The sequence below is a fragment of the Clostridium thailandense genome (assembly GCF_019207025.1).
GTDB lineage: Bacteria > Bacillota > Clostridia > Clostridiales > Clostridiaceae > Clostridium_AM > Clostridium_AM thailandense.
In genome coordinates, this window is sequence record NZ_JAEEGC010000049.1 from 25338 (window position 1) to 51876 (window position 26539).

General features: G+C 28.6%; 28 protein-coding genes and 1 other annotated feature. Of the genes, 7 read left to right on the forward strand and 21 right to left on the reverse strand.

Going from position 1 to position 26539, the window contains the following annotated elements; genetic code table 11:
* Positions 1 to 71 precede the first annotated feature (71 nt).
* The 10 genes from I6U48_RS11530 to I6U48_RS11575 form a co-directional block, all read right to left on the reverse strand.
* Positions 72 to 407 carry a hypothetical protein gene (locus tag I6U48_RS11530; RefSeq protein WP_218320613.1) on the reverse strand — a complete coding sequence of 112 codons (336 nt, stop codon included), beginning with the start codon at positions 405 to 407 and terminating at the stop codon, positions 72 to 74.
* A gap of 167 nt (positions 408 to 574) precedes the next feature.
* Entirely contained in the window at positions 575 to 847 is a 273-nt protein-coding gene (locus tag I6U48_RS11535) for a hypothetical protein (RefSeq protein WP_218320614.1), read from the reverse strand.
* A 459-nt stretch (positions 848 to 1306) separates the two neighbouring features.
* A complete protein-coding gene (gene folP / locus I6U48_RS11540) occupies positions 1307 to 2122 on the reverse strand; it encodes a dihydropteroate synthase (protein WP_218320641.1) in 816 nt (271 codons plus the stop codon).
* 76 nt (positions 2123 to 2198) lie between these two features.
* Positions 2199 to 2957, reverse strand: coding sequence for an aminotransferase class IV (locus tag I6U48_RS11545; protein ID WP_218320615.1), 759 nt, complete (start codon positions 2955 to 2957; stop codon positions 2199 to 2201).
* 22 nt (positions 2958 to 2979) lie between these two features.
* Positions 2980 to 4329 (reverse strand): aminodeoxychorismate synthase component I, encoded by a 1350-nt coding sequence (gene pabB, locus I6U48_RS11550; protein WP_218320616.1) that lies wholly within the window; start codon positions 4327 to 4329, stop codon positions 2980 to 2982.
* A 30-nt stretch (positions 4330 to 4359) separates the two neighbouring features.
* The gene (locus I6U48_RS11555; protein ID WP_218320617.1) at positions 4360 to 4947 is read right to left on the reverse strand and encodes an anthranilate synthase component II; all 588 of its coding nucleotides are present in this window, start codon (positions 4945 to 4947) and stop codon (positions 4360 to 4362) included.
* Between the two features lie 647 nt (positions 4948 to 5594).
* On the reverse strand, positions 5595 to 7010 hold the full coding sequence (gene hydG, locus I6U48_RS11560) for a [FeFe] hydrogenase H-cluster radical SAM maturase HydG (protein WP_218320618.1): 1416 nt from the start codon (positions 7008 to 7010) through the stop codon (positions 5595 to 5597).
* 462 nt (positions 7011 to 7472) lie between these two features.
* Entirely contained in the window at positions 7473 to 7619 is a 147-nt protein-coding gene (locus I6U48_RS11565) for a hypothetical protein (RefSeq protein ID WP_218320619.1), read from the reverse strand.
* A gap of 133 nt (positions 7620 to 7752) precedes the next feature.
* A complete protein-coding gene (locus tag I6U48_RS11570) occupies positions 7753 to 8391 on the reverse strand; it encodes a permease prefix domain 1-containing protein (RefSeq protein WP_218320620.1) in 639 nt (212 codons plus the stop codon).
* Positions 8384 to 8728, reverse strand: coding sequence for a PadR family transcriptional regulator (locus I6U48_RS11575; protein ID WP_218320621.1), 345 nt, complete (start codon positions 8726 to 8728; stop codon positions 8384 to 8386). Before I6U48_RS11575 ends, I6U48_RS11570 begins: the two co-directional genes overlap by 8 nt.
* Positions 8729 to 9021: 293 nt before the next feature.
* Between I6U48_RS11575 and nadA the strand changes: the two genes are divergently transcribed.
* From nadA to nadC, 3 genes are read left to right on the forward strand one after another with little or no spacing between them, the layout of a single operon-like run.
* A complete protein-coding gene (nadA, locus tag I6U48_RS11580; RefSeq protein ID WP_218320622.1) occupies positions 9022 to 9933 on the forward strand; it encodes a quinolinate synthase NadA in 912 nt (303 codons plus the stop codon).
* A gap of 5 nt (positions 9934 to 9938) precedes the next feature.
* Complete coding sequence (locus I6U48_RS11585) at positions 9939 to 11234, forward strand: L-aspartate oxidase (RefSeq protein WP_218320623.1); 1296 nt, start codon at positions 9939 to 9941, stop codon at positions 11232 to 11234.
* On the forward strand, positions 11215 to 12057 hold the full coding sequence (gene nadC / locus I6U48_RS11590) for a carboxylating nicotinate-nucleotide diphosphorylase (protein ID WP_218320624.1): 843 nt from the start codon (positions 11215 to 11217) through the stop codon (positions 12055 to 12057). The genes I6U48_RS11585 and nadC overlap by 20 nt, the downstream gene beginning before the upstream one ends.
* Positions 12058 to 12264: 207 nt before the next feature.
* Here the strand turns inward: nadC and I6U48_RS11595 are convergent, their stop codons facing one another.
* Both I6U48_RS11595 and I6U48_RS11600 read right to left on the reverse strand, forming a co-directional pair.
* Positions 12265 to 12795 carry a tryptophan transporter gene (locus tag I6U48_RS11595; protein ID WP_218320625.1) on the reverse strand — a complete coding sequence of 177 codons (531 nt, stop codon included), beginning with the start codon at positions 12793 to 12795 and terminating at the stop codon, positions 12265 to 12267.
* A 101-nt stretch (positions 12796 to 12896) separates the two neighbouring features.
* Positions 12897 to 13157 (reverse strand) — a binding site (T-box leader).
* 47 nt (positions 13158 to 13204) lie between these two features.
* Positions 13205 to 13879 carry a hypothetical protein gene (locus tag I6U48_RS11600; protein WP_218320626.1) on the reverse strand — a complete coding sequence of 225 codons (675 nt, stop codon included), beginning with the start codon at positions 13877 to 13879 and terminating at the stop codon, positions 13205 to 13207.
* 207 nt (positions 13880 to 14086) lie between these two features.
* Between I6U48_RS11600 and I6U48_RS30080 the strand changes: the two genes are divergently transcribed.
* Both I6U48_RS30080 and I6U48_RS11605 read left to right on the forward strand, forming a co-directional pair.
* Positions 14087 to 14212, forward strand: coding sequence for a hypothetical protein (locus tag I6U48_RS30080; RefSeq protein WP_281421814.1), 126 nt, complete (start codon positions 14087 to 14089; stop codon positions 14210 to 14212).
* A 65-nt stretch (positions 14213 to 14277) separates the two neighbouring features.
* Positions 14278 to 14466: a hypothetical protein gene (locus I6U48_RS11605; RefSeq protein WP_218320644.1), complete on the forward strand. Its 189-nt coding sequence runs from the start codon at positions 14278 to 14280 to the stop codon at positions 14464 to 14466.
* A 45-nt stretch (positions 14467 to 14511) separates the two neighbouring features.
* Here the strand turns inward: I6U48_RS11605 and I6U48_RS11610 are convergent, their stop codons facing one another.
* From I6U48_RS11610 to I6U48_RS11625, 4 genes are all read right to left on the reverse strand, one after another.
* Positions 14512 to 14928, reverse strand: coding sequence for a CBS domain-containing protein (locus I6U48_RS11610; RefSeq protein ID WP_218320627.1), 417 nt, complete (start codon positions 14926 to 14928; stop codon positions 14512 to 14514).
* Between the two features lie 221 nt (positions 14929 to 15149).
* Positions 15150 to 15353: a hypothetical protein gene (locus I6U48_RS11615; protein ID WP_218320628.1), complete on the reverse strand. Its 204-nt coding sequence runs from the start codon at positions 15351 to 15353 to the stop codon at positions 15150 to 15152.
* Between the two features lie 130 nt (positions 15354 to 15483).
* On the reverse strand, positions 15484 to 15672 hold the full coding sequence (locus I6U48_RS11620; RefSeq protein WP_218320629.1) for a hypothetical protein: 189 nt from the start codon (positions 15670 to 15672) through the stop codon (positions 15484 to 15486).
* Positions 15673 to 16010: 338 nt separating this feature from the next.
* On the reverse strand, positions 16011 to 16406 hold the full coding sequence (locus I6U48_RS11625; RefSeq protein WP_218320630.1) for an HNH endonuclease: 396 nt from the start codon (positions 16404 to 16406) through the stop codon (positions 16011 to 16013).
* Between the two features lie 207 nt (positions 16407 to 16613).
* On the opposite strand from I6U48_RS11625, the gene I6U48_RS11630 reads away from it, so the two are divergent.
* Positions 16614 to 17513, forward strand: a complete 900-nt coding sequence (locus I6U48_RS11630; protein ID WP_218320631.1) for a DMT family transporter — start codon at positions 16614 to 16616, stop codon at positions 17511 to 17513.
* Positions 17514 to 17609: 96 nt separating this feature from the next.
* Here the strand turns inward: I6U48_RS11630 and I6U48_RS11635 are convergent, their stop codons facing one another.
* Both I6U48_RS11635 and I6U48_RS11640 read right to left on the reverse strand, forming a co-directional pair.
* Positions 17610 to 19163 (reverse strand): cell wall-binding repeat-containing protein, encoded by a 1554-nt coding sequence (locus tag I6U48_RS11635; RefSeq protein ID WP_218320632.1) that lies wholly within the window; start codon positions 19161 to 19163, stop codon positions 17610 to 17612.
* Positions 19164 to 19398: 235 nt separating this feature from the next.
* Positions 19399 to 20325 carry a diguanylate cyclase domain-containing protein gene (locus I6U48_RS11640; protein WP_218320633.1) on the reverse strand — a complete coding sequence of 309 codons (927 nt, stop codon included), beginning with the start codon at positions 20323 to 20325 and terminating at the stop codon, positions 19399 to 19401.
* A 429-nt stretch (positions 20326 to 20754) separates the two neighbouring features.
* Here I6U48_RS11640 and cls point away from each other — a divergent pair, with 429 nt between their 5' ends.
* Positions 20755 to 22179 carry a cardiolipin synthase gene (gene cls, locus I6U48_RS11645; protein WP_218320634.1) on the forward strand — a complete coding sequence of 475 codons (1425 nt, stop codon included), beginning with the start codon at positions 20755 to 20757 and terminating at the stop codon, positions 22177 to 22179.
* 46 nt (positions 22180 to 22225) lie between these two features.
* On the opposite strand, the gene I6U48_RS11650 is transcribed toward cls, so the two are convergent.
* The 3 genes from I6U48_RS11650 to I6U48_RS11660 all read right to left on the reverse strand — a co-directional run bounded on the left by I6U48_RS11650 (position 22226) and on the right by I6U48_RS11660 (position 26118).
* Entirely contained in the window at positions 22226 to 22723 is a 498-nt protein-coding gene (locus I6U48_RS11650) for a hypothetical protein (RefSeq protein ID WP_218320635.1), read from the reverse strand.
* Between the two features lie 217 nt (positions 22724 to 22940).
* Entirely contained in the window at positions 22941 to 23891 is a 951-nt protein-coding gene (locus tag I6U48_RS11655) for an AI-2E family transporter (RefSeq protein WP_512699246.1), read from the reverse strand.
* A 223-nt stretch (positions 23892 to 24114) separates the two neighbouring features.
* On the reverse strand, positions 24115 to 26118 hold the full coding sequence (locus I6U48_RS11660; RefSeq protein WP_218320636.1) for a fructose-1,6-bisphosphatase: 2004 nt from the start codon (positions 26116 to 26118) through the stop codon (positions 24115 to 24117).
* Between the last annotated feature and the right edge of the window lie 421 nt (positions 26119 to 26539).

Genomic DNA, 26539 nt, shown 5'->3' on the forward strand with positions numbered 1-26539 from the left:
TCTATTTAAATAAGTCAAGAATCTGCTCTTGCTGGTTAAAAGCCTAAACGACTTTTAACCAGCTATGTTTCCTAATTTTTAAAAGATTCTGCAGAGTAAAATTGAACTGTAGTTCCATCTCTATATATTAATTGAAACTCATAAAATTGATTTATACTCGTGTCATTATATCTAATGTTTTCTACATCTTCATATTCAATTGTAAAACGTCCTTTTTCATCTGATATACATACACTGCTATACTTAATAAAGCTGTCACTAACCTTGCTTTTTTTCACTCCTTGAGAAAATTCTACAGACTCCAACTTCATCGATATTAAACAACTACAGTACATTGATTGCATTTTAATAACAATTTTTTTGCCTATAAAAGAATTTAAAAGCTGTTCTATATGTTCTCGCACCATATTATTCCTCCTATCGAATTAAAAACTCTATTCACTCATCAAATTTAATCTAATAAAAACAAAATTTATTTAAAAATTGAAAATCAATTCATTATACCACTATATTAATATAGTTTAAAATTATATTACATATAATTTTATAAAAAAGGAGCTAAATAATAGCCCCTTTACTTAACTTTCTCCAATTTCACCTTCAAATCAATGGCTTGCTTTGCTTCTGTTAAAGCATTCTCTACTTCTAGTGTATATTTCTTTTTCTGTTCCCCATCTTTTACTATGTCACTTGCCAAGCTCTCTAGTATATTTATCTTTTCTAGTTCTATCTTATAAAAATTATACCGATCTAAACAGTCGTTTATTATTTTATTTTGAACTTCAATTAATTCGTCAATAGCTCTCCTTCTAAGGTCTTTTCTATTAATTTCTTGTAATATGTCCATTCACAACTTTCCCCCTTTATTATTAGAGTTAATGTAAATTTCAAATTATTATATAATTTATTTATTATGTTATGAATTTGTGATATACTTTCGCCTCTACACATAAAAATATTTATTATTATTTTATATTCAAAATATTGCTTAGATATTCTTCTAAATTTACCTATAAAAAAAGAGGGATACTCCCTCTTTTATATATAGATACCCAAACCAGACACTTAACTTATACGCAGGGAGATATTTACATTCTGGAAGACACATTAAATACTTTTGTTATAAGTCTTAGCTCAGTATTTTAGAAAGTCTTAGAATCATTTATATGTTTGAGGTACGAGTTTATAAATGGTTCTTAGGCTTTCAAAATACTGAGCTTTAGACTTATCAAAAGTATTTATGGTGTCGGAAGAATGTAAATATCTCCCGGAGAATAAGTTAAGTGTCGGCCGTGGTTATCTATAACTATAAACTAGATTTTCTAACTATAGCATCCGTCATAATTGCAGCTCTTTTATTTTCTTTTACATCATGTACTCTAACAAAATCATATCCCTTCATAATTCCTATGACTGTAGTTGCAATAGTTCCTTCAACTCTTTCTTCTGATGGTAGATTCAAAGCATTACCAATCATTGATTTTCTTGAAGTACCTAACAATACTGAATATCCCAATTTATTTAGATCTTGTAAGTTATCCATCACAATTAGATTCTGTTCATAATTCTTAGCAAAACCTATACCTGGATCTAAAATTATGTTTTCAGGTTTTACTCCTGCTTTTAATGCTATATCTATACTTTCTTGCAAATCCTTTAAAACGTCTTCCATAAGGTTATTATAATCTCTGTTATCCCTGTTATGCATTAAGCAGCATGGGACATTATATTTTGCTGCAACTTCTGCTATATAAGTATCTTTTTTAAATCCCCATACATCATTTATCAATGCAGCACCTGCCTTTACTGCTTCTTCTGCTACTTTTCCCTTGTATGTATCTATCGAAATAGGCACATCTATTTCTTTTGATAAAGCTGTAATTATTGGAACAATTCTCTTTATCTCCTCTTCTTCTGGAACAGGTACGTGATTAGGTCTTGTAGATTCTCCCCCTATGTCAATTATGTCTGCTCCCTCTTCTATCATTTCTTTTGCATGCCTTATAGCTGCTTCTAAATTATTAAATTTTCCACCATCTGAAAAAGAGTCTGGAGTAACATTAAGTATACCCATTATATAAGTTCTTTTACCAAGTTCAAAGTCTTTTTTTCCAATTTTCATTATTTTTGTCATAGCATTTCTGGCTTTGCTTTAATATTGTATGTTAAATAGCAATTACGCCAGCTTCCCTCCTTAATTAATAATTTTCTTTTATATAATTTTCATAATATTCTTTTATATTTTCTATAATAACGTTATCATCAAGCTTCTTGTCACACAGAGTTGAAACCTTCATAACACCCATAACACTATTAGTTAGAAAAATTCCATCAGCATTCATCAAAGTATCTTTATTAAACTTTCCTTCTACGACCTCAAAATTATTTATAATAAACTTTCTCACTGTTCCGTTAAGTAGTCCACATTCAATGGATGGAGTATATATTTTATTATTTTTTATAAAATACACATTAGAAACACTGCCTTCTGATAAATTGTTTTCTACATTAAAGAATAACACCTCGTTGTATCCTTCAGTAATGCATTTATCATGTTCTAAAATATTTTCAAGGTAATTTAATGATTTTAAATAAGTAAGCCTAGAATATTGATTTCTTTTTACAGAACTTATTTTTACTTTAAAACCTTTTTCATATTGTTCCTTTGTATAATTATTCTTTCTAACAGTAAAAATAATATTTTTTTCTGTAACAACCAATTTTAAAACACAATCCATACATTTTAGCTTACTTACTGCATTTATTATATCATCTTCCTGAACTTTTCTGTTAATACCAATAACCTTTAATCCAGCATTTATTCTATTCAAATGCTCCTCAATAAATAGAGGCTTATTTTTAACTAATATGGTTTCAAAAAGGCCTCTTCCAAAATATAATCCTTGATCTAAAAAAGCACTTTCGCCATCTGCTATTTCCCCATTTAAAATTATCATAGTATTTATCACACCTTCTTACCTATAGAACCCTCATTAATGCTCTAGCTTTATCTAAGGTTTCTTCATATTCATCTTCTTTTATAGATTCCCAGGTAATTCCTCCACCTACCCCTAGATAAGCCTTTTTATCCTTCATAAGTATCGTCCTTATTACTATATTAAAATCAGCATTTCCATCAAAACCCAAATATCCTATGCATCCCGTATATATATTTCTCCTTGTAGGTTCTAACTCTTCTATGACCTCCATTGATCTAACCTTAGGAGCCCCTGTAATAGATCCACCTGGAAAACAAGCCTTTATACAATCTACTGCAGCATATTCATCTTTAAGTTCCCCTACTACTGTAGATACTAAATGAAACACAGTACTGTATTCTTCTAACTTAAACAACTCAGTAACCTTTACAGAGTAAGGCTTACAAACCTTACTTAGATCATTTCTCTCTAAATCCACAATCATTAATAACTCTGATTTATCCTTTTCGCTATTTATAAGTTCTAATTTATTTTTTAAGTCTTCCTCAGAATTTTTTCCTCTAGGTCTTGTTCCTTTTATAGGTCTTGTTTCAACGATATTATTTCTTATTTCTAAAAATCTCTCTGGTGATGATGATACAATACTAAATTCTTCAACATTCATAAAAGCAGCAAAAGGTGCTGGATTTATATGCCTTAAGTTTTTATAAACTTCATAGGGCTCTTTCGTTGTTTCACAACAAAATCTCTGTGTTAAATTTGCAATATATATATCTCCGGTTCTTATATATTGCCTAAACCTTTCAACGGTCTCTATATATTCATCTTTACCAAAGTTTGAATCAAACTCTGTATTACTTTCAATTAATTCATCATATTTAACCTTATCGCCTTTTAATATTATACCTTCTATTTCTCTAACACTATCTTCCTTTGACTTTAATATTCCTAAACCAGTAATATATGTTTTCTTCTCTAAGTTATCCATCACTACTGCGTTATCATAGAAATAAAAATAACAATCAGGTATTTTTACTTCTTCCAAAGCTATAACAGGTAATTCTTCTAATTTTCTTCCTAAATCATAGGAAAAATATCCTATGGCTCCAGCTATATATGGGAGTTCAGTATCATTTTTAACTTTATACATATCAATAAGTTTTTTAAGCTCTTCAAAAGGATCCGATTTAATTTTCTTTTCATTTATAACACAAATATCTTCTTCATACTTAAAAGTAGTAAAAGAATTTAAACCAACGATTGAATATCTTCCAAGATTTTCAGCCCCCATACCACTATCTAAAATAGAAACTGTTCTATCACTTTTAAATAATGAATAGATATCAAAGGCATCTAACTCCGTCTTTACTTCTTTAACTAAAGCCTGCATAATAAATTATCCTCCAGTTTTGTTATTTTTCTATTTAAGCTTATTGAATTCTTTTGCTTCTTCTAAAAAATTTTTAAGCATTTGATGTCCACATTCTGTTAACTCTGCTTCAGGATGAAATTGTACACCTTCAAGAAGATATTCCTTATGTCTAACTCCCATAACAACTCCCTCAGAAGTCTTACAAGTCACTCTAAGGCACTCTGGAATAGTTTCCTTATCTATTATTAGTGAATGATATCTTGTAACCTTAACTGGATTTTTAATTTTTTTAAATACTCCTGTATTTTCATGGTAAACTTCAAATACCTTTCCATGAACAGGTTCTTTTCCTTTAATTATATTTGCATTAAAAGCATATCCAATACTTTGATGCCCTAGACAAATTCCTAAGATAGGAATTTTACCACTAAACCTTCTAATTACATCCACACAGATACCAGATTGTTCAGGCGATTTAGGTCCCGGTGAGATTATAATTCCTTCTGGTTCCATTTTTTCTATATCATCTAAAGTTAGCTTGTCATTTCTACAAACTTTAACATCCTCTTTTAATTCTTCTAAATATCTTACTAGATTGTACACAAATGAATCATAGTTATCAATCATTAGAAACATAAAATCCCACTCCTATTGATATCTAGCGTATATATTTTATACACTGATTGGTTTTACTTATTATTAATGCAAATTCCCCCCTTTACAAAATACTTTTATTATATTTAAAAACAACAAAAAGCATATAGTATATTTAGTTTATCCAATTCGCAGCCACATAACTCACGTGCACTCCATAAAAGCACTTAACATCAAATCAACATTCTGCGTAAGCGGATCATCCCCAAAGCATATGTTGGAGATATCTACTATAATTTTGGATGCCTAATTAAGATTTGAGTCCTCTGCTCTTTGGAAGTGGCGAGTTACCAGAATTTCCTAACCCTACCTAGTTAAGAATTCTCATACTGTGTATACCAAAACTCTTTGACCTTCAAGGTTATTCGAGTTTTTGGATGTACATAAGCTTGTTAAGCCCTGGATAAGTCCAACTAAAATTTAGTTGTTTATACACTATATGCCTCTATTTTTAAATATCATTATTAATTAAAATTTTAATTAATAATGATATTTAACAATCTATGAACAAAGTATAACATACCATAATAAATTATATCAAGCATGAAACTAACTTATTATTAAATTATTATAGAAAATAATTCAAAAAAAGTGCTAGATAAAATTTCATCTAACACTTTTTTTAATAATTAAAATCTTAAATCTCTTTCACCCTTCTCTATTCTTTCAAGTTTTGCTATCGTTTCTCTGCGAACTCTCTCATCTGGAATATCCAATAAGTTTTTTTCTATAGTTTGAGCTCCCACGACTTTTAATTCCTCATCTGCATAATCTATTAAATATTCTTTAAAAGTTAATATTGCATTAGGCAAACAGAAATTATGGATTGTCCCACTCTTTGCAAATTCCATAAATCTATCTCCAGTTCTTCCAGCCCTATAACATGCAGTACAATAGCTTGGAATATAACCAGATTTGCAGAGATTTTTAATAATTTCAAATGGTGTACGATGATCAGCTACTTCAAATTGAGGCTTTTCATCAGAATGCTTGAGTGCATTGTTCTCTGAGTAGCTTCCAACCCCTACACACGAACCAGCACTTATCTGTGATATACCTACATCTATAACCTTATCTCTAAAGCTTGACTCTTCTCTAGTAGAAAGAATCATTCCAGTATATGGGACTGCAAGCCTTAAAACTGCTACTAATCTTATAAACTGTTCATCTGTAAGCAAGTGAGGGAACTCTTTAATATCCACTCCATCCGCTGCTCTTAATCTTGGAACTGATATGGTATGTGGACCAACTCCAGTTGCTTCCTCAAGGTGTTCAGCATGCATAAGCATTGCTACAGTATCATAATGATGATCATATAATCCATAAAGGACTCCAATTCCTACATCGTCAATTTCTGCCGCTCTTGCTCTATCCATAGCCGTTGTATGCCAATTATAATCATGCTTTGGTCCAGTAGGATGTAATCTTTCATAAGTTGACTTATGGTAAGTTTCTTGGAAAAGAGTATATGTCCCTATTTCTGCTTCTTTTAATCTTTTGTAATCCTCTATGGTAGTTGCTGCAATGTTAATATTTATACGTCTAATACTGCCATTTTTAAATTTCATCGAATAAATAGTTTTAATACAATCAATTATATAATCTAATGAACAGTTTTTAGGGTCTTCACCTGCTTCCATTACAATTCTTTTATGACCTAAAGATTCAATGTGCTCTATTTCTTGTTTTATTTCGTCCATAGTTAACTTTCTTCTTGGAAAGTCTTGGTTTGAACACTTATATCCACAGTATTTACATGAGTTAACGCAGTAATCGCTTACATATAGAGGAGCAAATAGAACTATTCTATTACCATAAATAGTTTCTTTTATCTTTCTTGCAGCCTTGAACATTTCATCCAATATATCCTTGTCTTCAATATTTAATAGGATTGCTGCTTCCCTATGTGTAAGTCCCTTACATTCTTTTGCTTTTTCTATAAGTCTCTTAACATACTCTCTGTCCTTTGCTTTCTCTTTTCCTTCTTCTATAGACTCCCTTATTTCAGAATCAATAATAAATTCTTCTGCTAAAAATTCTTTCACTTTCACTTCCTCCTCTTAATTCAAAAAATAATTTTTCTTTCCAAAAACATTAAACTTATCTTTAACCTTGGACGTGGAGTTTATAGAAATTTATCGCAAAAACAAAAGCTTTCCATAAAATACTTACATTCCAAATAAAACTTAATTTGGACGCATAAAATTTTCTTTTAAAATTATGCATAAAAGAAAATTTTTATAGTATCTTTAAGGAAAGCTAGATTATCATGCAAATTATAGATATATAAATTATATACCAACTATCTACTAAACAAATCCACATTCCCTCCAGATTAGATATTTCCTTTCTGTTAGGTTAATACGAGTATAGATAGTGTTGTTTATAAAACAAGTATCTCAGAACTACTCCAAAATCACTGAATTCATAAGCAACTAACATGGATATAATTTTATCATTAAATTTGTTAATAATCAAATTTATTATTTTACATCTAATAATATTATCTATTCATATTGTTCTCCATCTTTATTGTTGTATCCACTTTCATTATAAGCTCTTTTTTCTATAGTTTGCTTTATCTGATTTTTAGGAAATCTTGTTCCTTCTCTGAATCCTTTTTGTTTATAATTTCTTTTGTCACCTATCTTCATATATGGAACACCTCCATTATTTATCAATTTAAACTTGTTATTTGCATTATCTATAATCTCCTATTGTAATAATTATTATACTTGTACATATTACCTGTATCCATACTCCAAAATCTACATATTTTATTGCACTTTAATTCCATTTCTTACTTTTAACATAATATACTCTTAAAAGTAAAGTCGTAATAAAAGTAATTGCTAATATAAAGACAATGCTTCCTATGATGTGGTGTGGAAAATAAATCCACACAAAAGTTAAAGGTACGCATATAACAAAGTCACATACTATAAATGCCATTAAAACCATTCCCGGCTTTTTCATAAAATAATAATAATAAAATGCTATATCCCAAATTGCCAAGGAAATCATAAATATTAAATACGAAATGTTTTTAAATCCATTTTTGACTAAATCTCCGCTAAAATATTGAATATCTTCACCATTGCATATCATCCCAATAACCTGGAATAATACTCCTATGGCAAAAATAACAATGCCAGCTTTTATTAGCATTTTTGTAAACACATTACGATTTTTAAATATACCATTCATTTCAGCTACTACAGAGTTCTCTTGACCAAATTGTTCTATTGTCTTTTGGATGCTCTCTTCTTCACTTAATCCTTGTTTTTCTAAATCATCAACTTTTTCATAAAGATGATTTCTCATTTCCTCCTTCAATATTTTTGTATCTTTATCTGCATTATCAAAGTTTCCATAAATATTATCAATGTATTCATCAATTTTTGTATATCTATCAAACCTATTCATCTAATATAACCTCCATAAAATTATTCAATAAAGATTTTAAAAGCTTCCATTCTTTTACCTTATCAGAAAAAAATTTTTTTCCTTCTTCAGTAATTTTATAATACCTTCTTCTTCCACCTCCGGATCCTTCATTGTCATTCCAATATCCTTCTAAAAAATTCTTCTTTTCTAATCTTTTTAAAGATACATATAAAGTAGCCTCTTTTATTTCAAATTCTTCTTTTGATTTTTCTTTTATTTTTTTAGCAATCTCATATCCGTACATATCTCCATTTTGCAAAACACATAGTATAATCGTATCAATATAGCCCTTCAGTATTTCTTTATCAAATTCCAATAGCTAACCCTCCTTAATAAATTATTTTACTTTATCAACTACTTTATAATGTTAAGTACTATTATACTATTTAATAATGCAAACTACTATATTATGCAATGTAGTTTTCTAAAATTTCGTAAGACATATTTATGAATTTTTTGACAAAAATCCATACTTATTTTTTTTACATACTTAATTTGTTAGCAAAAATATTAATAAACCAAGTTGATATAATATACTTTAAGTGGTATATTTATTTTACAAGTGTATATACACCTGTAAAATAAATATATATTTGTGAGGGAAATTATATGGAGATTAATTTTAAAAATGAGATATTAAGATTAAAAAAAGAAAAAAATTCTATAATTTTAGCCCATTATTATCAAAGACCTGACATTCAAGACATAGCAGATGCAGTTGGTGATTCCTACTATTTAAGTAAAATAGCTAAAGATTGTGAAGAAAACACAATAGTATTCTGTGGTGTGAAATTTATGGCTGAAAGTGCGAAAATACTTTCTCCAAAAAAAACAGTTTTAATTCCAGTTATAGAAGCCGGATGTCCAATGGCTGATATGGCAGATGCCGATGGAGTACGGGAATTAAAAAGAAAGCACCCTTCTGCGAAGGTTGTTTGTTATATAAATTCCTCTGCTGAGGTAAAAGCTATGTCTGATATATGCTGCACCTCTTCTAATGCCCTAAAAATAGCAAAAAATTTAAAGGAAGAGGAGATAATATTTTTACCCGATAGAAATTTGGGACAATATATATCAGAGCAAATTCCAGAGAAAAAGTTTATATTATGGAATGGTTTCTGTATAACTCATAAAAAAGTTAAACCTGAAGAATTAACCAAAGCTAAAAATTTGCACCCTGATATATTAATTGCTGCTCATCCTGAATGCGAAAAATCTGTTAGAGATGCTGCAGACTTCATTGGAAGTACAGGAGAAATTATAAGTTTTGTTAATAAAAGTTCTAATAAAAGATTTCTCATTGCTACTGAAGAAGGAGTCCTCCATAAAATGAAACTAAATGATCCTGACAAGGAATTTTACATTCCTGGAGGAGGAATGAGTTGTATTAATATGAAAAAAACTTATTTAAAAGACGTGTATAATTGTCTTTTAAATATGGAATATAAAATAGAATTAGATGAAGATCTAAGACAAAAGGCCTTCAATGCTTTATCAAACATGCATAAACTTGGAGGTTAACGGATATGGATATAATTACTGATGTTTTAATTGTTGGTACTGGCGTTGCAGGACTGTACTCAGCATTAAACCTAAATAAAGACTTAAATATAACCATGATTTCAAAAGGAAAAATAGATGAATGTAATACAGCTCTTGCTCAAGGAGGGATTTCCGTGGCAAGAGGCTATGACGATATCAAACTTTTTGTGGAAGATACTTTAAAAGCTGGAAAACATAAAAACAATACTGAATCAGTTAAAATTTTAGCTAAAGAATCCATAGAAAATGTAAATAAGCTTTGTGAACTTGGTGTTGATTTTGAAAGAAACCAAGAAGGATTAGTTTTTACTCGCGAGGGTGCACATAGCATTAATAGAATTGTTTATTATAAAGATATAACTGGTAAAAGAGTAGAAGAAGTCCTTTTAAATAATGTTAAACTCCAAAATAACATTAATATATATGAAAACTTTGAATTAATAGACATGCTAAAAATAGGAAATAAGTGTATTGGTGGAGTTTGTACAAAAGATAATGAAATAGTAAATATTTACGCAAAAGTTACTATTTTAGCAACTGGAGGAATTGGAGGAATATTTAAAAATTCTACTAATCAACGCCTAATTACTGGCGATGGTATATCAATAGCCCTACGCAATGATATAAAAGTAAAAAATCTAAACTATATTCAGTTTCATCCTACTGCATTTTTTACCGAAAACTCTAATTGTAGAAAATTTTTAATTTCAGAATCTGTAAGAGGTGAGGGCGGAAAACTTATAAATAATAAAGGAGAAAGATTTGTGGATGAGCTTCTTCCAAGAGATGTTGTTACCAAATATATATGTGAAGAAAAAATTAAAACTAATTGCAAACATGTTTATTTAGATGTTAGTTCTATGTCTAAGGATTTTTTAACTAAAAGATTTCCCAATATATATAAGGAATGCTTAAAAAATGGTATAGACATTTCAAAGGATCCTATTCCGGTGTCTCCAGCTCAACATTATTTTATGGGTGGAATAGATGTAGATTTATACGGACAAACTTCTATGGATAACTTATATGCTTTTGGGGAGGTTAGTTGTACAGGTGTTCATGGTGAAAATAGATTAGCAAGTAATTCTTTATTAGAAGGATTAGTCTTTTCACAAAGAGGTTCCCAAAAAATAAATAATGAAATAAAAAACAAAAAAATAGAAGTAGCAAAAAAATTTAATTATAATCTAGATAATTATAAAGATTCAAACAAAAAAATATTAATTGATACTATTTCTAGATTGAGAGGAGATATAAAGAATGAATTGGTTACTTGCTGATGATATTATAAAAAGAGCCCTTAATGAAGATCTACAATATGGAGATATAACAACTGATTCTATAGTAGAAAATACTTCTCAAGCTATTGTAGATTTAATAGCTAAAGAAGATGGAGTAATCGCCGGCACTGAGGTCTTTAAAAGAGTCTTCTATATTCTTGGAGACGCTAAAGCTAAATTTTACACTCATGATGGTGAAAGAGTTAAGAAAGGCGAAAAATTTGGTGAGGTTTCAGGCGATGCTAAAACCTTACTAAGTGGTGAAAGAGTTGCTTTAAACTTTCTTCAAAGAATGAGTGGAATAGCCACTATTACAAGAGCTTTTGTAGAAAAACTTGAAAATACTGATGTTAAACTTCTAGATACAAGAAAAACCACTCCCAATTTAAGGCTATTTGAAAAATATGCTGTTAAGATTGGTGGAGGAATGAATCATAGATTCGGACTAAATGATGGAATTTTAATAAAGGATAATCATATAGATGCAGCAAGAGGAATAAATCTAGCTATAGAGTTAGTAAGAAGAAATACTTCTTTTGTTAGAAAAATAGAAATAGAAGTAGAGAACCTTCAACAACTCAAGGAAGCTTTAGAGGCTAAAGCTGATATAATTATGCTTGATAATATGGATGTAGAAACAATGACAACTGCAGTTAAAATAATAGATGGAAGAGCGCAAACGGAAGCGTCTGGAAACGTTACTTTAGATACAATAGAATCTATTGCTAAAACCGGAGTAAATTTTATATCTACCGGTGCACTTACTCATTCCTTTAAAGTATTAGATATAAGCATGAAAAACTTAAGATATTTATCTCAATAGTATATTGCAATTTTAGAAAATTTAAAAGAAAACATCGACGATACAAAAGAATATATAGAACATTTTGGTTCAAAGATGGATGAAGAAACTTTGCAAAATATAAAAGAGGAACAAAAAAATAGAGAAGAAGCTTATGATGAGCTAAGATTTCGTTAGAACTATATAAGTAAAGGAGATGTTGTACACACCCCCTTTACTTATATATATCTACATTCCTTTTGGGGCTGCTCTTCTAACAGCTGCATTTAGAGCATTAAATAATATAAATGCTGCTACAGTATTTATAAGTGTTGCAGGTATAACTACTGATATAAATAATATCTTAAAGCTTGTAGGCAAACCTACTGTTATTAGTGCTGTTAATAAAAATGCTGATCCGCTAATAATAGTGCCAATTATTGATGTAAACATAATTTTTATTTGATTATTATTAATTATTGTTTTTAAAGGAATTAATGCAAAATACATTATATTTGTTGTTATAAATTTATCTATAACATTTGCTAGTTGTCCTCCTGGAAAGGTTGTTGTTGCCGCTGCTAATAATCCAGCTACAATTCCTGCACTTAGACATGTTTTATAATCATCATTTAAAAGCAAAATAATAAACAACATTACTAATGAAAAATCTGGCTTCATTCCAAGCAGTATAGGTGGTGCTATTTGGTGCAATACTGCACCTATTCCTAAAAATAGTGAATTTATAATTATTCTTTTTAAATTGATTTTTGAATTCATAAATGATCTCTCCCTCATACAATTATTTTTGATATTTTGTATTCCATGGAAAATTAAGCGCGCTCTTAAAAATTTATAAATAAAAAAACTCCATCCTAAAAAATTAGGACGGAGATATCCGCGGTACCACCTAAATTGTGTTTAAATATTAAATAATAAACACCTCTTAAATTCAAGCACTAACATGCTCTATCCATTGTAACGTATGGCTAACGGTAACCACTACTCTTCAAAGCAAAAACTATGAATTTCGATTTACTCCTACTAGGTCCATTCACTATTAGTTATTATACTGAGATTCCACCATCCTCAGCTCTCTGTGATTAAACATTATAGCTACTATTCCTAGTCAAAGGATTTATATTTTTGACTTATTGAGATAATACCATAGATAATATGCGTTTGTCAACTACGAACAAATATTTTTTATAGAATTACAAAGTATCTTTGTAAATAGAATACCCTTTTCCGGAATATCCCCCTCATTAGCCTCTATTCTTAATAATAAAGGTAGTTCTATGTGATAGCTAATCCATCTTTCATCAATTATAGTAGATGATTTAGCTGCCTTATAATATATTTTATCAAAGTCTGCATTTATATTTAATTCTTTAAGTTCTTTCAGGCTTTTATTGGTTTTATCTTTATTTATTTCACTATCAATAAGCTTTAATATTTCGTTTTTTAATTTTAATGCATAATTTTCCTGTTCTTTACATCCTGAAGATATTTCAATATCGTCACCACAATGTTCGACTCCATGCCCATGAATTTCAACTAGGTATCTAGGTCTGCATTTTTCTAATGCTGTATAATAATCGCTATAATTATCATAATAATTTTTGTTTGAATCTATAAAATAATTACATGCACATAAAAAATTACAACCGAGTTTTTTAGCAATGTTATATCCAATATAGCCCGTATTTTGATCTCCATATATGTGGCTTTTACACGGCATCATGAAAGTTCCACTAGGAGTGTGATGTGGTACACCTATTACTATATCTGACTTTTGGTTTATTTTTGAAATTAATATACTTGTATCCTTTATCTTTAGTATATCTGTTATACTTGAACTCAACTTAAGCACCTCCAGATATAGTTTTATATATACTTATTATGCCTTAAACTCTTAAAAATGTTTCTTTATACATAATTCCATTAAGTCCATTAATTTCAAAGTAGTTTTCATCTATTTTAAAGTTCACTTTATCCAAATTAGTAAACTATTAATATAGAATAAAACATACTATACGGGAGAAAATAACTCTTGAAAGGGGAGTTATAAATGGTTAAGAAAAAATCAGAAATACTAACAAAAAACAAAGAATATAATTATAAAGACAAAAATCAAGAAACAAGAAGAGTTTCTAAAGAAACTCCTGGGATGTCTGGCAAACTTTCAGGTAAATAATAAGTAGAAATACCACATAAAATCACTTATCATATAAAAAATTACGTAATAAAGGTGAGGTTAATATGAATAATAAAAAATTATTAGAAAAAACCAATTCTAAAAGTGTAATGAATTCTAAAGAAGAATCTATGAAGGATCATAGCCAAAATAGTTTAGATTCTAAAACTGGATATATGGATCACGGTAATGAATCCGTTTATCAAGCAAAAGGAAGAGTTATGCGCAATAATGATAATGGTTCACACTTCTAAAATAATCCCACTAGATATTATTTCTAGTGGGATTTTAATTCTATGTTATATTATATTTTTATTAAAAAAAGTAGTGTAAAAATAATTAATTATATCACTTCTTTTAATTATTCCAATAAATGTCCTGTTATCATCTACTACTGGAACAAAATTTTGATTTGCTGATAGATTTAATAAATCTTCTATATTCGAATCAATAAAAACAGATTTATTATTTACATTTCTAGGAACGTCTTTTACTAGGATACCATCTAAACTATCAAAGTCTAGTTTTTTGCTACTCTTTAGTTTCCAAAGTAAATCTCCTTCTGTTAAAGTTCCTACATACTTTCCCTTATCATCAATAATTGGAATTGCTGTATATCTTGTATTTTCCATATATTCTAATACTTGTCCTATTGTCATGCTTAAAGTTGCGTATACTACCTCATTCTTTGGTGTAAGAAAAAATGCTATATTCATACTCTTCACTTTCCTTTATTACTTCCTTAGTTAATTATATGTAAATAAATTTAATAATATTTTTGGATATATAACCCCAAAACTTAACTTATACTTTAAAATGTATTAAAATCCTTTAATTCTTAACTGAAAAATTTTCTTTAAAAATTAAATATTATTATTACCTCTAACTTATAAGTTAAGCCTAGGAATTTTAAATATCATATTTTAAGTTTTCTTAGTTAAAAATCTCTCTGATCACCTTTTAATAAATTCTCCACTTGAGTTCCTATCTCATGTCCTTTCTTATATGAGTCCATATGTTCATAGGGAATCTTTTCTTTAAACACATCCTCACCTAATAGACTATCAATGATTCCTTTTTTGGCAGCTGGAAGATCACCCACATGAATTTCCTTTATATCATCTAATTCAAATCTATCCATTACTTAAAATCCTCCTTGTATTCTTAAATAACCTACAAATATATTTTACCTAATATATTTCTTTCTATACGACTGCCAAAACTAAGTTAACTACCTTAGAATTAAATTCCAAGGCAGTTAAGTGTTGATTTCAATCAGCTTTGTTTGAATATTCAGTTTTAACATACAAAAATTTTTTTAACATATCATTTATATTTTTTTCAAGTTTTTCATCTATGCTTGTTCTATTTTTATCCATATGCTCCAATGCTATTTTTAACCCTTGAATTGTGCTTTCCATTTCTTCTAAACTTAAAAGCATTAATATATTTTCTTTCATTTTTATAGCCCCCTCTTCTCCCTTAAATTTTTAGTCACATTTTAGTTTTAAGCTAAATTTTTGATTATGAGCTTTTCAAATTAAAGATATATTAAAAATAATTTTCAGGCTTTATATTTATTGCAATTTACAAACTATTGAAAAAATTATATTGCTGATACTTTATATGTACCACAAGTTATAGAAAATGACAAGTGACTTTTCAAATTTTATCACTTGTCATTTTTTCATCTGTATATATCCATATATTGAAATATTTTTATTACTGTTCAATTTTCAAGTTTCATAATAAAAGATCTTTAAATTTAACTTACTAAATTAAATATTTAGAACTTCACTTAAAAATTCGCTATAAAATCATAATATTCTTCCAACATATCTTCTGTATATATTTTCTTACCCATAAGTCTATATATAATATCTGTCTTTTTATATCCTTCTTTATATATCTTGTAATCTTTTAAAAGTCTTCTCAACATTCCCTTGTTGATTTCAATTAAACATACCAGTTCATCTATTGTATAATAATCCTTACATAATAAATCATTCAATTTTTTCTGCAGTTCAATTTTAAATTCTACATCCAGTTTCCTGCTTTTATGCGGTCCGTTCTTCCCTCTATGATGTTCAGAACAAAGATATTTAAAGTTAAGCGGAAAATCTACTCCACCTTGGCTCCTGTACACTATATGATGTTTATCCGCTTGTTTACCACAGACTTCACATTTAAGCAATTTTTCCCCTCCCATTAATAAAATAAGCTAATATGTATTTTAATTATACCACAGCTTTATTATGATTTCACTTGTCAAAAACCGTAAAATTTGTCTGTTTTCTAATGTTTAAATAGTTATTGAATTAATTTATATTCATTGTTATTATATTTTATAATGACTATTATACATATTTATTCGTAATTTTATCATGTGGGGTGGTTATTCTTGAATTCCTTATTCAAAATTATTATATCTATGATCATATGGGGAAGCGTAGGTCTCTTTGTAAAAAATATTGATTTACCTTCAATGGAAATAGTATTTTTGCGAGCAATCATTGCAAGTATAATACTTATCTCATATGGACTTATCTTCAAAACCAATAGGAAAAATAGTCTAAATGAATACCAAATAAAAACTAGAAGAAAAAATATTTGCTTTCTTATTGCTTCAGGAACAGCTATTGGACTAAATTGGATATTCCTTTTTCAATCTTACAAATACACTACTATCTCTAACTCTACTTTAAGTTATTATTTCGCACCTGTATTTGTAATACTATTATCACCTTTTATTCTAAAGGAAAAATTAACAAAATCTAAACTAATTGCGATTATGGGAGCAATGCTTGGTTTATTTTTGATATTAAGCAATCAATCATCGAGTACTTCTATCTCTTATAACCACACTAAAGGTATTACCTTTGGACTTATTGCTGCTATATTTTATGCTTCAGTAATCTTGTTAAACAAGTACATCAAAGATTTATCTGGATACGAAATGACAGTTATTCAAATTTCTACTGCGGCTTTACTACTTCTTCCTATTATAATTTACAGGAATAGCATTCACATTTCTAGCATTAAAAGCCTAGTTTTTATATTAATTGTAGGAATAGTTCATACCGGAATTCCTTACCTAGCATACTTCTCTGCTATCAAAGACTTGAAGGCCCAAACAATAGCTGTAGTGAGCTATATTGATCCAATATCTGCTGTTATATTTAGCACAATATTTTTAAAAGAAAAATTGACTTTATTTCAGTTATTAGGTGGATTTCTGATTTTGCTTTCAACATTTCTTGGTAATTATGAAAAGAATACTAATTCTCATGTAAATAAATAAGCTTTATAGCCCCCCATAAACACTGTTTTATGGGAGGCGCTGAATATAAAAAATTTATTTAACTATATAGCGTACCGACATTGGAACCCTATATGCTTACTTAATATTAGATTTTATCTTCAACAGCTTTTCCCTTAAGTTATCAATTCCATTATTTCCGTCTCTTAAATCTTCAACGTTCTCTATTTTATTCTTATTAATATCCTCTAAATCTTTAAGTGCTGCATCAAGTTTACTTTCTTCAGCAGAGTCAACTGCATCTTTGAATGTGACGAATGTATCTATGTATGAACCAGTTAAGTTAATTACTTTATTTACTGATTGTATATCAGAATTTATGCTATTTAGATACAGCTGTTTACCACCTTCAAGTGTCTTTGGACTTTCAATTTTACTAACTTCATCTCTTAAGCTAGTTAGGTTTTTCTCATATGTTTGTAAATAAGACTTACAATCTTTAAATAATTCTATAAATTTGTCTAATGCATCCATCATTGTATTAGGATTCTCAAATTCCGCTACTATATCTTCTGAAGTAAATTTATTCATAGTATCATGGAAATAACTTTCAGCCTTTACATTCTCAGTATTAAAGCTATAACAATAATCTAGCAGCTTATTAATGTAATCCTTCTCTTCTTGTGTTATAGTTGACGGATCTTTTAATTCGTACTCAATTGAAAAATCTATAGATGAAGGTCCTCCAAGTAAAATTATATTTTTAAAATTACCCTTGTCTATAAATTCTTTTTGCTTAGTTATATCTGAGCCATCTGTCAACACTATCGGAGCATTTAGTTTAGCAGCTAGCGCACTTCCTGATAATGCATCTGGAAAATTTTCGCCATTAGCAATTACGGCTGTATCTGAATTTACATTAAAATATTTACATATACTTAATGAAGTTTCATATCTATCATCTCCTGCTAAGCTTATCAAATTATCACTTTCTAGAGATGGAACAAGTTCTCTTATTTGATTTTTAACATTATATCCTACAGATGCATATCCACCTATTATATATACCTCTTTTGGTTCAATATTTTTAATCATATCCTTGGCTTCATCAGTCAAAGTTGAGTTTGATGTCATTATTATAGGATATCCATTTAATGCAGCAACACTTGAAGCACTCAGAGCATCAGCAAAACCATAAGCATTTACTATAACTATAGGGGTTCCCTTCTGTACATTCATAGAATTTACTATATACTTATTGGTATCAAATCTATCTTGTCCTCCCAACCTTACAAAACTAGTATATCCTTGCTGCTTTACATAATCTACAAGTTCATTACTTATAGAAGCTGCTCCTCCTAATAAATATATAGTCCCATCTTTATCCAAATGATCCTTAATATACTGTATACAATCCAAGCTCTCTTCTATACTATCGCTAGCTAATATTATAGGCGCATTTAACTTTTTAGAAAGTACACTTCCTGCTAAAGCATCTGGAAAATCTCTTCCACTAGCAATTATTATATTTTTTAACTTACCATTACTAAAACTATTTGATATGCTGATAGATGTTTTGTATCTGTCATCTCCATACAATCTATTTATATTATAGACGCTCTTTGCATGTACTGAATTTGAAATTCCTAATGTAACAACAGCAGCTGCAACCAAACTTATTACTTTTTTCATTTAATTAGTTCCCCCCTCCAAACATGTTAATAAAATTTTAGCATGTTAAGACAAAATATACACTATAAAAATTTAATAAGACATTATAATCTAATGCCTTATTAAATTTTTATAGCAATCTCATGTTTTTAATTCCTTATGGCCACTATACTCTCTATATCTATTTTAACTGAATTTCTGTTTCTATCAACTGATAACACCTTATTTTTTATGAAATCTTCTAATTTTCAATAAATTATTTCATAGAATCATAGTAAAACTTAAAATTGTTTCTTCCACTATTTTTTACGTTATACATAGCAATATCTGCTTTTCTGATTAAAGTATGAATTTCCCTTCCATCTTTAGGATAGATGCTTATTCCCATGCTCAAAGTAATACTAAAATTAATGCTTTCCACATAAAAGCTTTTCAATGCGATATTTTTAATACTATCTGCTAATTTAGCTATATCCTTTTCCTTTGTTCTATCCATTACCAAAACAACAAATTCATCTCCACCATTCCTGCACATAATATTTTTATTACCAATTATACTTTTCATTTCGGCAGAAAAACTTTTTAATAATTTATCTCCTATTTCATGTCCAAAACTGTCATTTATGTTTTTAAATCTATCTAAATCTATAAAAAATACAGCCATAAATTTATCATGTTTTTTAGATACAAAATTAAAATTTTTTTCTACTACACACATTTTAGGCAGACCTGTTAACAGGTCATGATATGCCATATATTCAATGGTATTTCTAGTCTGCCTATTCTCTGTAATATCCTCAATATTAAATAGAATACTAAACAATTTTCCATCATCATCTACTATAGGATCTATCTTCACCATATGCCAACAAAATTCACCATATTTATTATTCCCTTGTAATTCTCCTTGCCACTGTGTCCCACTACTTATATGTTCAATAATTGATGGATATTGATCATTAAAGGTATAATAGCAATCTAGATTTCCAAAGTTTTTATTTCTTATATCATCAAAACTTCTATTTACAAAATTTAAAAACCTTCTGTTAGCATACTTTATATTAAATACATTGTCTGTTATAACCACTATCCCAAAACTTTTATTTATAGAATAAATAAGTATTTGCAGTTCTTCTTCTATTATTGTCATCTTATTTTTTAGACTTTCATTTATTTCGCTCATATCACCATCCCCTTTTGATAGAAGACTATAATATATAATAATATGATTGCTTTAATTGTGTGTTATTAAAATATAAAATAGCATCTATACAATTTGTATAAATGCTATTTCATATAATACTATTTTCTATTTTTCTTTATTTGTTTAATAAGAAGAATCATTATAAAAATAAATAGTAATACAAAAATTGGTGTTGAACCATAATATATTATCTTATCGAGTTCCATTATATATCATCCTCTCAAACAATTATGTTTAAATTTATTATCATAGGCATATTCTATAAATATAAAATATTCTATATTCTATTGGAAAATCCTTTATTTTCTCCAATAATAATAGTATTATTTTTATTATATCCCATACTTTACGAATACCAAAGTTAATAATTTCAAGTTTATTTATAATACTTTAGGAGGTGAATACGCTATGAAGACTACTCTATACTGGATATTTGCATTTAATGCTATGATCTCTATTATATTAATAGTATTGGAAAGAAAAAATCCCGAAAAAACTATTGCTTGGCTATTAGTTTTTATAGTGTTTCCACCAGTAGGTTTGTTTTTATATATTTTCTTAGGAAGAAATTGGAAAAAACATAAATTACACGATGAAACAACCATAAATATTGAAAGACTAGTTTATGAAGTGATGAAACATGTAAAAGATCATACTTACTCTCCCTTAATAGAATTGCTATCAAAAAATAGTGAGTCTCCTCTTTTTAACAATAATAGCATAAAAATTTTTAAGGATGGCAGCGAAAAATTTTCTACTTTAAAAGAGGAACTTTTAAAGGCTAAAGCTCACATTCATATGGAATACTATATACTAAAAAGTGATGGAATTGGTAATGAAATAAAAGATATTCTTATAAAAAAATCTTTAGAAGGTATTGATGTAAGAATAATTCTTGATAGGGTAGGCTGTATAAAATTAAGTAAAGAATATATTAATGAACTAAAAGAAGCAGGAGTAGACGTAGTACAATATTCCTATTTTCTAGCTCCTCTGCTCAGAAAGATTAATACCCAGATTAATTATCGCAATCATCGAAAAATAGTCGTAATTGATGGAAAAGTTGGATTTATAGGAGGTATAAACATAGGTGATGAATATATAGGAAAAAGTAAATTGGGATACTGGCGAGACACGCATATAATGGTTAAGGGTGACTTCGTATATGGACTTCAAGCAGTATTTTTAGATGACTTTGCTACAATAAAGGAAGCTAATAAAGAATTTTTTTATTATGGAGACAATTTCGAGGGATTTTTTCCAGAAACAGAAGATACTGAAGGGAAATTAATGCAACTTGTGAAAAGTGGACCTGACTCAGAGTTTCCAGCTATTGAACAATCCATTATAAAAATGATCAACATGGCAAAAGAACATATATATATAACGACTCCATATTTTATTCCTAGCGAAACTATATTAAATTCATTAAAAATTGCCGCTCTAAGTGGAGTTAAAGTTCACATACTGTTCCCATCAAGATATGACCACATCATTGTTCATTTTGCTTCTAGAACATATCTAGAAGATTTAGTTAGAAACGGTATAATGATTCATCTTTATAATCCTAAAGGTTTTATACATGCGAAAACCACCTCTGTAGATGGAAAAATATGCACTATAGGTACTGCAAACATGGATATCAGAAGTTATGTACTCAATTATGAAATAAACGCAGTAATTTATGATGAGGAAACTACAGAGCAGCTTGAAAGTTTATTTTTTGAAGATTTAAAGCAAAGTAAGAGAGTAACAGAGGAATATTTCAATAACATTTCTCCTTTAATTAAATCATTAGAAGCATTCTGTAGAATTTTTTCATCTATGCTATAGTAAAAAAATTGGAGTTATTGCACTATATAGTGCAACAACCCTAATTTTAATTTGTAGATGTCTGTCCATTGCTTTGAGAGCCTTGTCCATTATTTTTACGGTTAAAATTTCCTCTCACTTTTTGCATAACTGCATCAGCTTGGGCTTGTGTGATTGTCCCATCACTTACTAACTTACTTAAAGGATTAGTTCTTTGTCTATTTTGATTATTGCCCTGCTGATTATTCTGATTGTTATTTTGTGTATTATTCTGAGATTTTCCTTGATCATCCTTTTTTCCAGTATTAGTTGTAAGTGCTTCTAAAATTTTATCAGACTGAGCTTGTGTTATAGTACCCGCGGTTACAAGTGCTTTAAGGTTATCCTGCATCCTTTGTTTCATTTGGGCAGGATCAGGTTTTTTACTATTTTGTGTAGTATTATTAGCTGCTTGAGCTGTATTGTTATCATTACTCTTACTTTGACAACCCGCAAACAAAAATACAGACATGCTAACAGCCACTAAAGTAACCATTGTTTTGCTAAAAAAATTACTTTTTTTCATTCTTACTAACTCCTTTTAGATTAATAATAAAATTATAATTCATTTAAATTAACTCGTAACACCTCTTTTTTAAATATTAACTTCCATAATTATATAATTGGTTTGTGACAATCTTGTGACAACTTCATGACTACAATGTTACTATTTTTCAGACTTCGGTAAGTTTTACAATTAAATAAAAATAAACCTTTATAAAACTTCTAAACTTTATAAAGGTTTATTTTTTAACTAATACATTCAAAGTTATGCAGACATTTTTTAAAATAGCATATATAGGTACTACTGCAAAAGCAGCAAAAGGCCCTCCTATTCCTATTGCTCCTATTACCAAAAAGATATCTGTCAAAGGGTGTATTTTCATAGATTTAGACATTACTGCAGGTACTATAACTCTTCCTTTTAAAGTCTGTACAATAATGAACATAATGAAAAACTTTAAGGTCACACTTACTCCCATACTTAATGCTATAACTCCTGGAATTATCATTGATATAAAAAAACCTACAAAAGGTATAAATGCAAGAATGAAAGTTATCATAGAAAGTAATAGAGCATCAGGTATTCCAATAATTTTATAACCTAAAAGTATCATTAAACTTAAATATAGCGCTACCTTCGCTTGCCCATTAACATAATGGCTTAATATATCATCACTTTCATTCAATATTTTATATGCCTTATTTTTATATTTTTCAGGAATAAAAAATAATATTCTGTCTTTAAATTTATTACCATCCTTTAACATATAAAACACTATAACTATAATAAGAAATACTATGGAAAAAGTATTCATAAAATATCCTAAAATCATTTTAAAGCTTTTACCTATTTTTCTGACATAAACCTTAACCATATCAGCTAATAAAGAATATATCTCATTAACATTTACAAATCTATTAACCCAATTTATAAATCCATCTACTTGATCTTTATCGTTTATAATAGTCATAAGCTGATTAAATATATCATTAAACTGCTTGTGAGCATATTTTGAGAAATATGCTAGCAGTCCAGTCAATATAAAAGTACATATGGTAAGAGAAAGCAAGCTTGCTTTTCCTCTACTAATACCTTTTTTAATAAATATGTTGTTAAGAGGTCTTATTAGATAAAACAAAAGTACAGAAACAATTAATGGAATTATAAATGCTTTAGTTAGTACTATCACAAGCTTACATATAAATTGAATTTTCCCCAAAAGTATAAATGAAATTAGTATTAAATTTATTGTAATCAGAATACAAATTAATCTGTTATTACTTATAAATATCAACTCCTTAATGACTAAAAAAATTATTTTGTTACCCCTATTGTAAACATGTTTGTAATCATTTATTCTGTAAAAGTTTCGTTAATTGAAAAAACAGACAGAAAACTCTCTGCCTGTTTTTTTATATTATTCTATCTTTACTTCCCTCTTTAATTAACCCTTTGCGATATGCAATAAGAAGTTTTTCTAAATCCGCTATTTGCTCTCTAAGTTCCTTCCCTATGTCTGTATCCTCAACTCTTTTTCTTCTTGTTACATGCTCTAATATTATTGTGGATGAAAGTATATCCTTATCTTCCTTTATAGCATTTTTAATAGCAGCAAAAGGCTCATGTGAGGTAAGAAGCAGTCCATAAGAGTTGTAAATCAAGGTATATCCAGCAATACCTGTTTCTGGTTGATAGGCTTTGCAGAAACCTCCGTCTATTACAAGAAGCCTTCCATTGGCTTTTATTGGACTTTCCCCTTCTTTTGTCTTCACAGGAATATGACCATTTATAACGTGATCAGTTTCAGGATTCAAATTAAACTCAAGTAATACATTTTTACACACTTCAACATCATCTACATATTTATAATAATAATCTTTTTTCTCGTAATGTGTTGATTTATCATCAATAAAATATCTTTCAAAAGTAGTCATTCTTTCCTTACCGAATACTGGGGAATAAGGGCCACACCATAAATACCACATCATGTCCATTCCATATTTTTTGCACTGTATATCATCTTTAAAGAAATATGAATCTCTCGCCACACGGTCTATTCTATCTAACAACGCTTTTCCACTATATTTAATGCTTCCTATTTTCACTTCTTTAAAGCTTCCATCTTCATTTAACGGAATACATCCGTGAAATAAAACATTAGAATTACAAACTAAATATATGCTTCCTTTGCTATAAAGAAACTTTATATGTCTTTGAAGCTTTTCACTATTAATAAAAGAGCGGGTCAACTTTTCTAACAAATCATTTTCTCTTTCAGTTAGTTTATAAGGGTCATTCCAATCAACAGTCGGGAAACTTATATCATTTAACTTATAGGTTTTTCCGTATAAATTGATTTCTCCTTTTTCTATATCTATTTTATCTAAAAGTAGCCTATCGTCCATTTGACATTCAGGATGCCTTTTAATTATGTCTCCTTCAACTTTAAACTGCAATATAGATATAGCTTTATGCATTTTAGCAAGAAGAAGCATTTCATTTTCATTTATATTTTTATCCAAAGTTCTAGGCATAAATTTTTCACAAGGGTCGTCCCCATAAAACTCTATGGCAAAAGTAGCCAGTGGAAGAAGATTGATTCCATAGCCATCCTCTATCGTCCTAAGATTTGCATATCTTAATGCTATTCTAAGTGCATTACAAATACATGCTTCACACCCTGCAGCAGCACCCATCCATAGAATATCGTGGTTTCCCCATTGAATATCTACAGAATGATGTTTCATTAAAGCATCCATAATAATATCCGCACCTGGACCTCTATCATAAATATCCCCTATTATATGAAGCCTATCAACTACAAGTCTTTGAATAACACTGGCTATAGCTACGATGAACTCTGCTGACCGATCTATATCTATAATAGTTTTTATAATTCCATTATAATATGCTTGTTTATCAACTCTATCATCTTGTTCATGAAGCAATTCTTCAATTATATATTCAAAATCATCTGGAAGAGCTTTTCTAACCTTGGAACGTGTATACTTTGAACATACATTTTTACAAAGCTCTATAAGTTGATAAAGAGTTATCTTATACCAATCTTCAAGATTTTTTTCCTTTTGTTTAATTATTTCTAACTTTTGTTCTGGATAATAAACTAAGGTAGCAAGGCTTGCCTTCTGCTCTTCTCTCAGTGAGTTTCCGAATACATCATCTATTTTTCTCTTTATTACTCCAGAGGCATTTTTTAGCATGTGAGTAAAAGATTCATTTTCACCATGAACATCGCTTATAAAATGCTCCGTTCCTTTGGGTAAGTTTAAAATAGCCTGCAAATTTATTATTTCTGTACTCGCACTTGATATTGTTGGGTATTGATGTGCTAATAATTGAAGATATCTTAAGTCTTTTTCTATTATCTCTAAGTTATTTTCGTCATAGAAAATCATGTTAACCTTCTCCTTTAAGAATATTAATATAACCAGCATTAATGATATACTATATTGTCTTTTTCTCGAAATAACATATATTATAATAACTATTATACAATTAGTATAACACATATGTGTCTAATAAAACAATTTACTTTTTTGAAATATAAGCCTAATTTTAAGCGACTTTTTTGCTTATTCATATTATTTTAGTTCTTATACTAAAATAGTTAACTAAACATTTATTTAATTAAATCTCACTATACAATAACATATTTTCAATTATATTAAATATAATTGAAAATATTCATTTAATTACAATTTAAAAGTTATATAGTTTATTTCAAAACAAGTATATCTAAATATTATTAATCACCTGTTTCTTCTAATATAATTTTCAGAAAATTTTAAATAAATATTGATTTCCGACATTTGTATG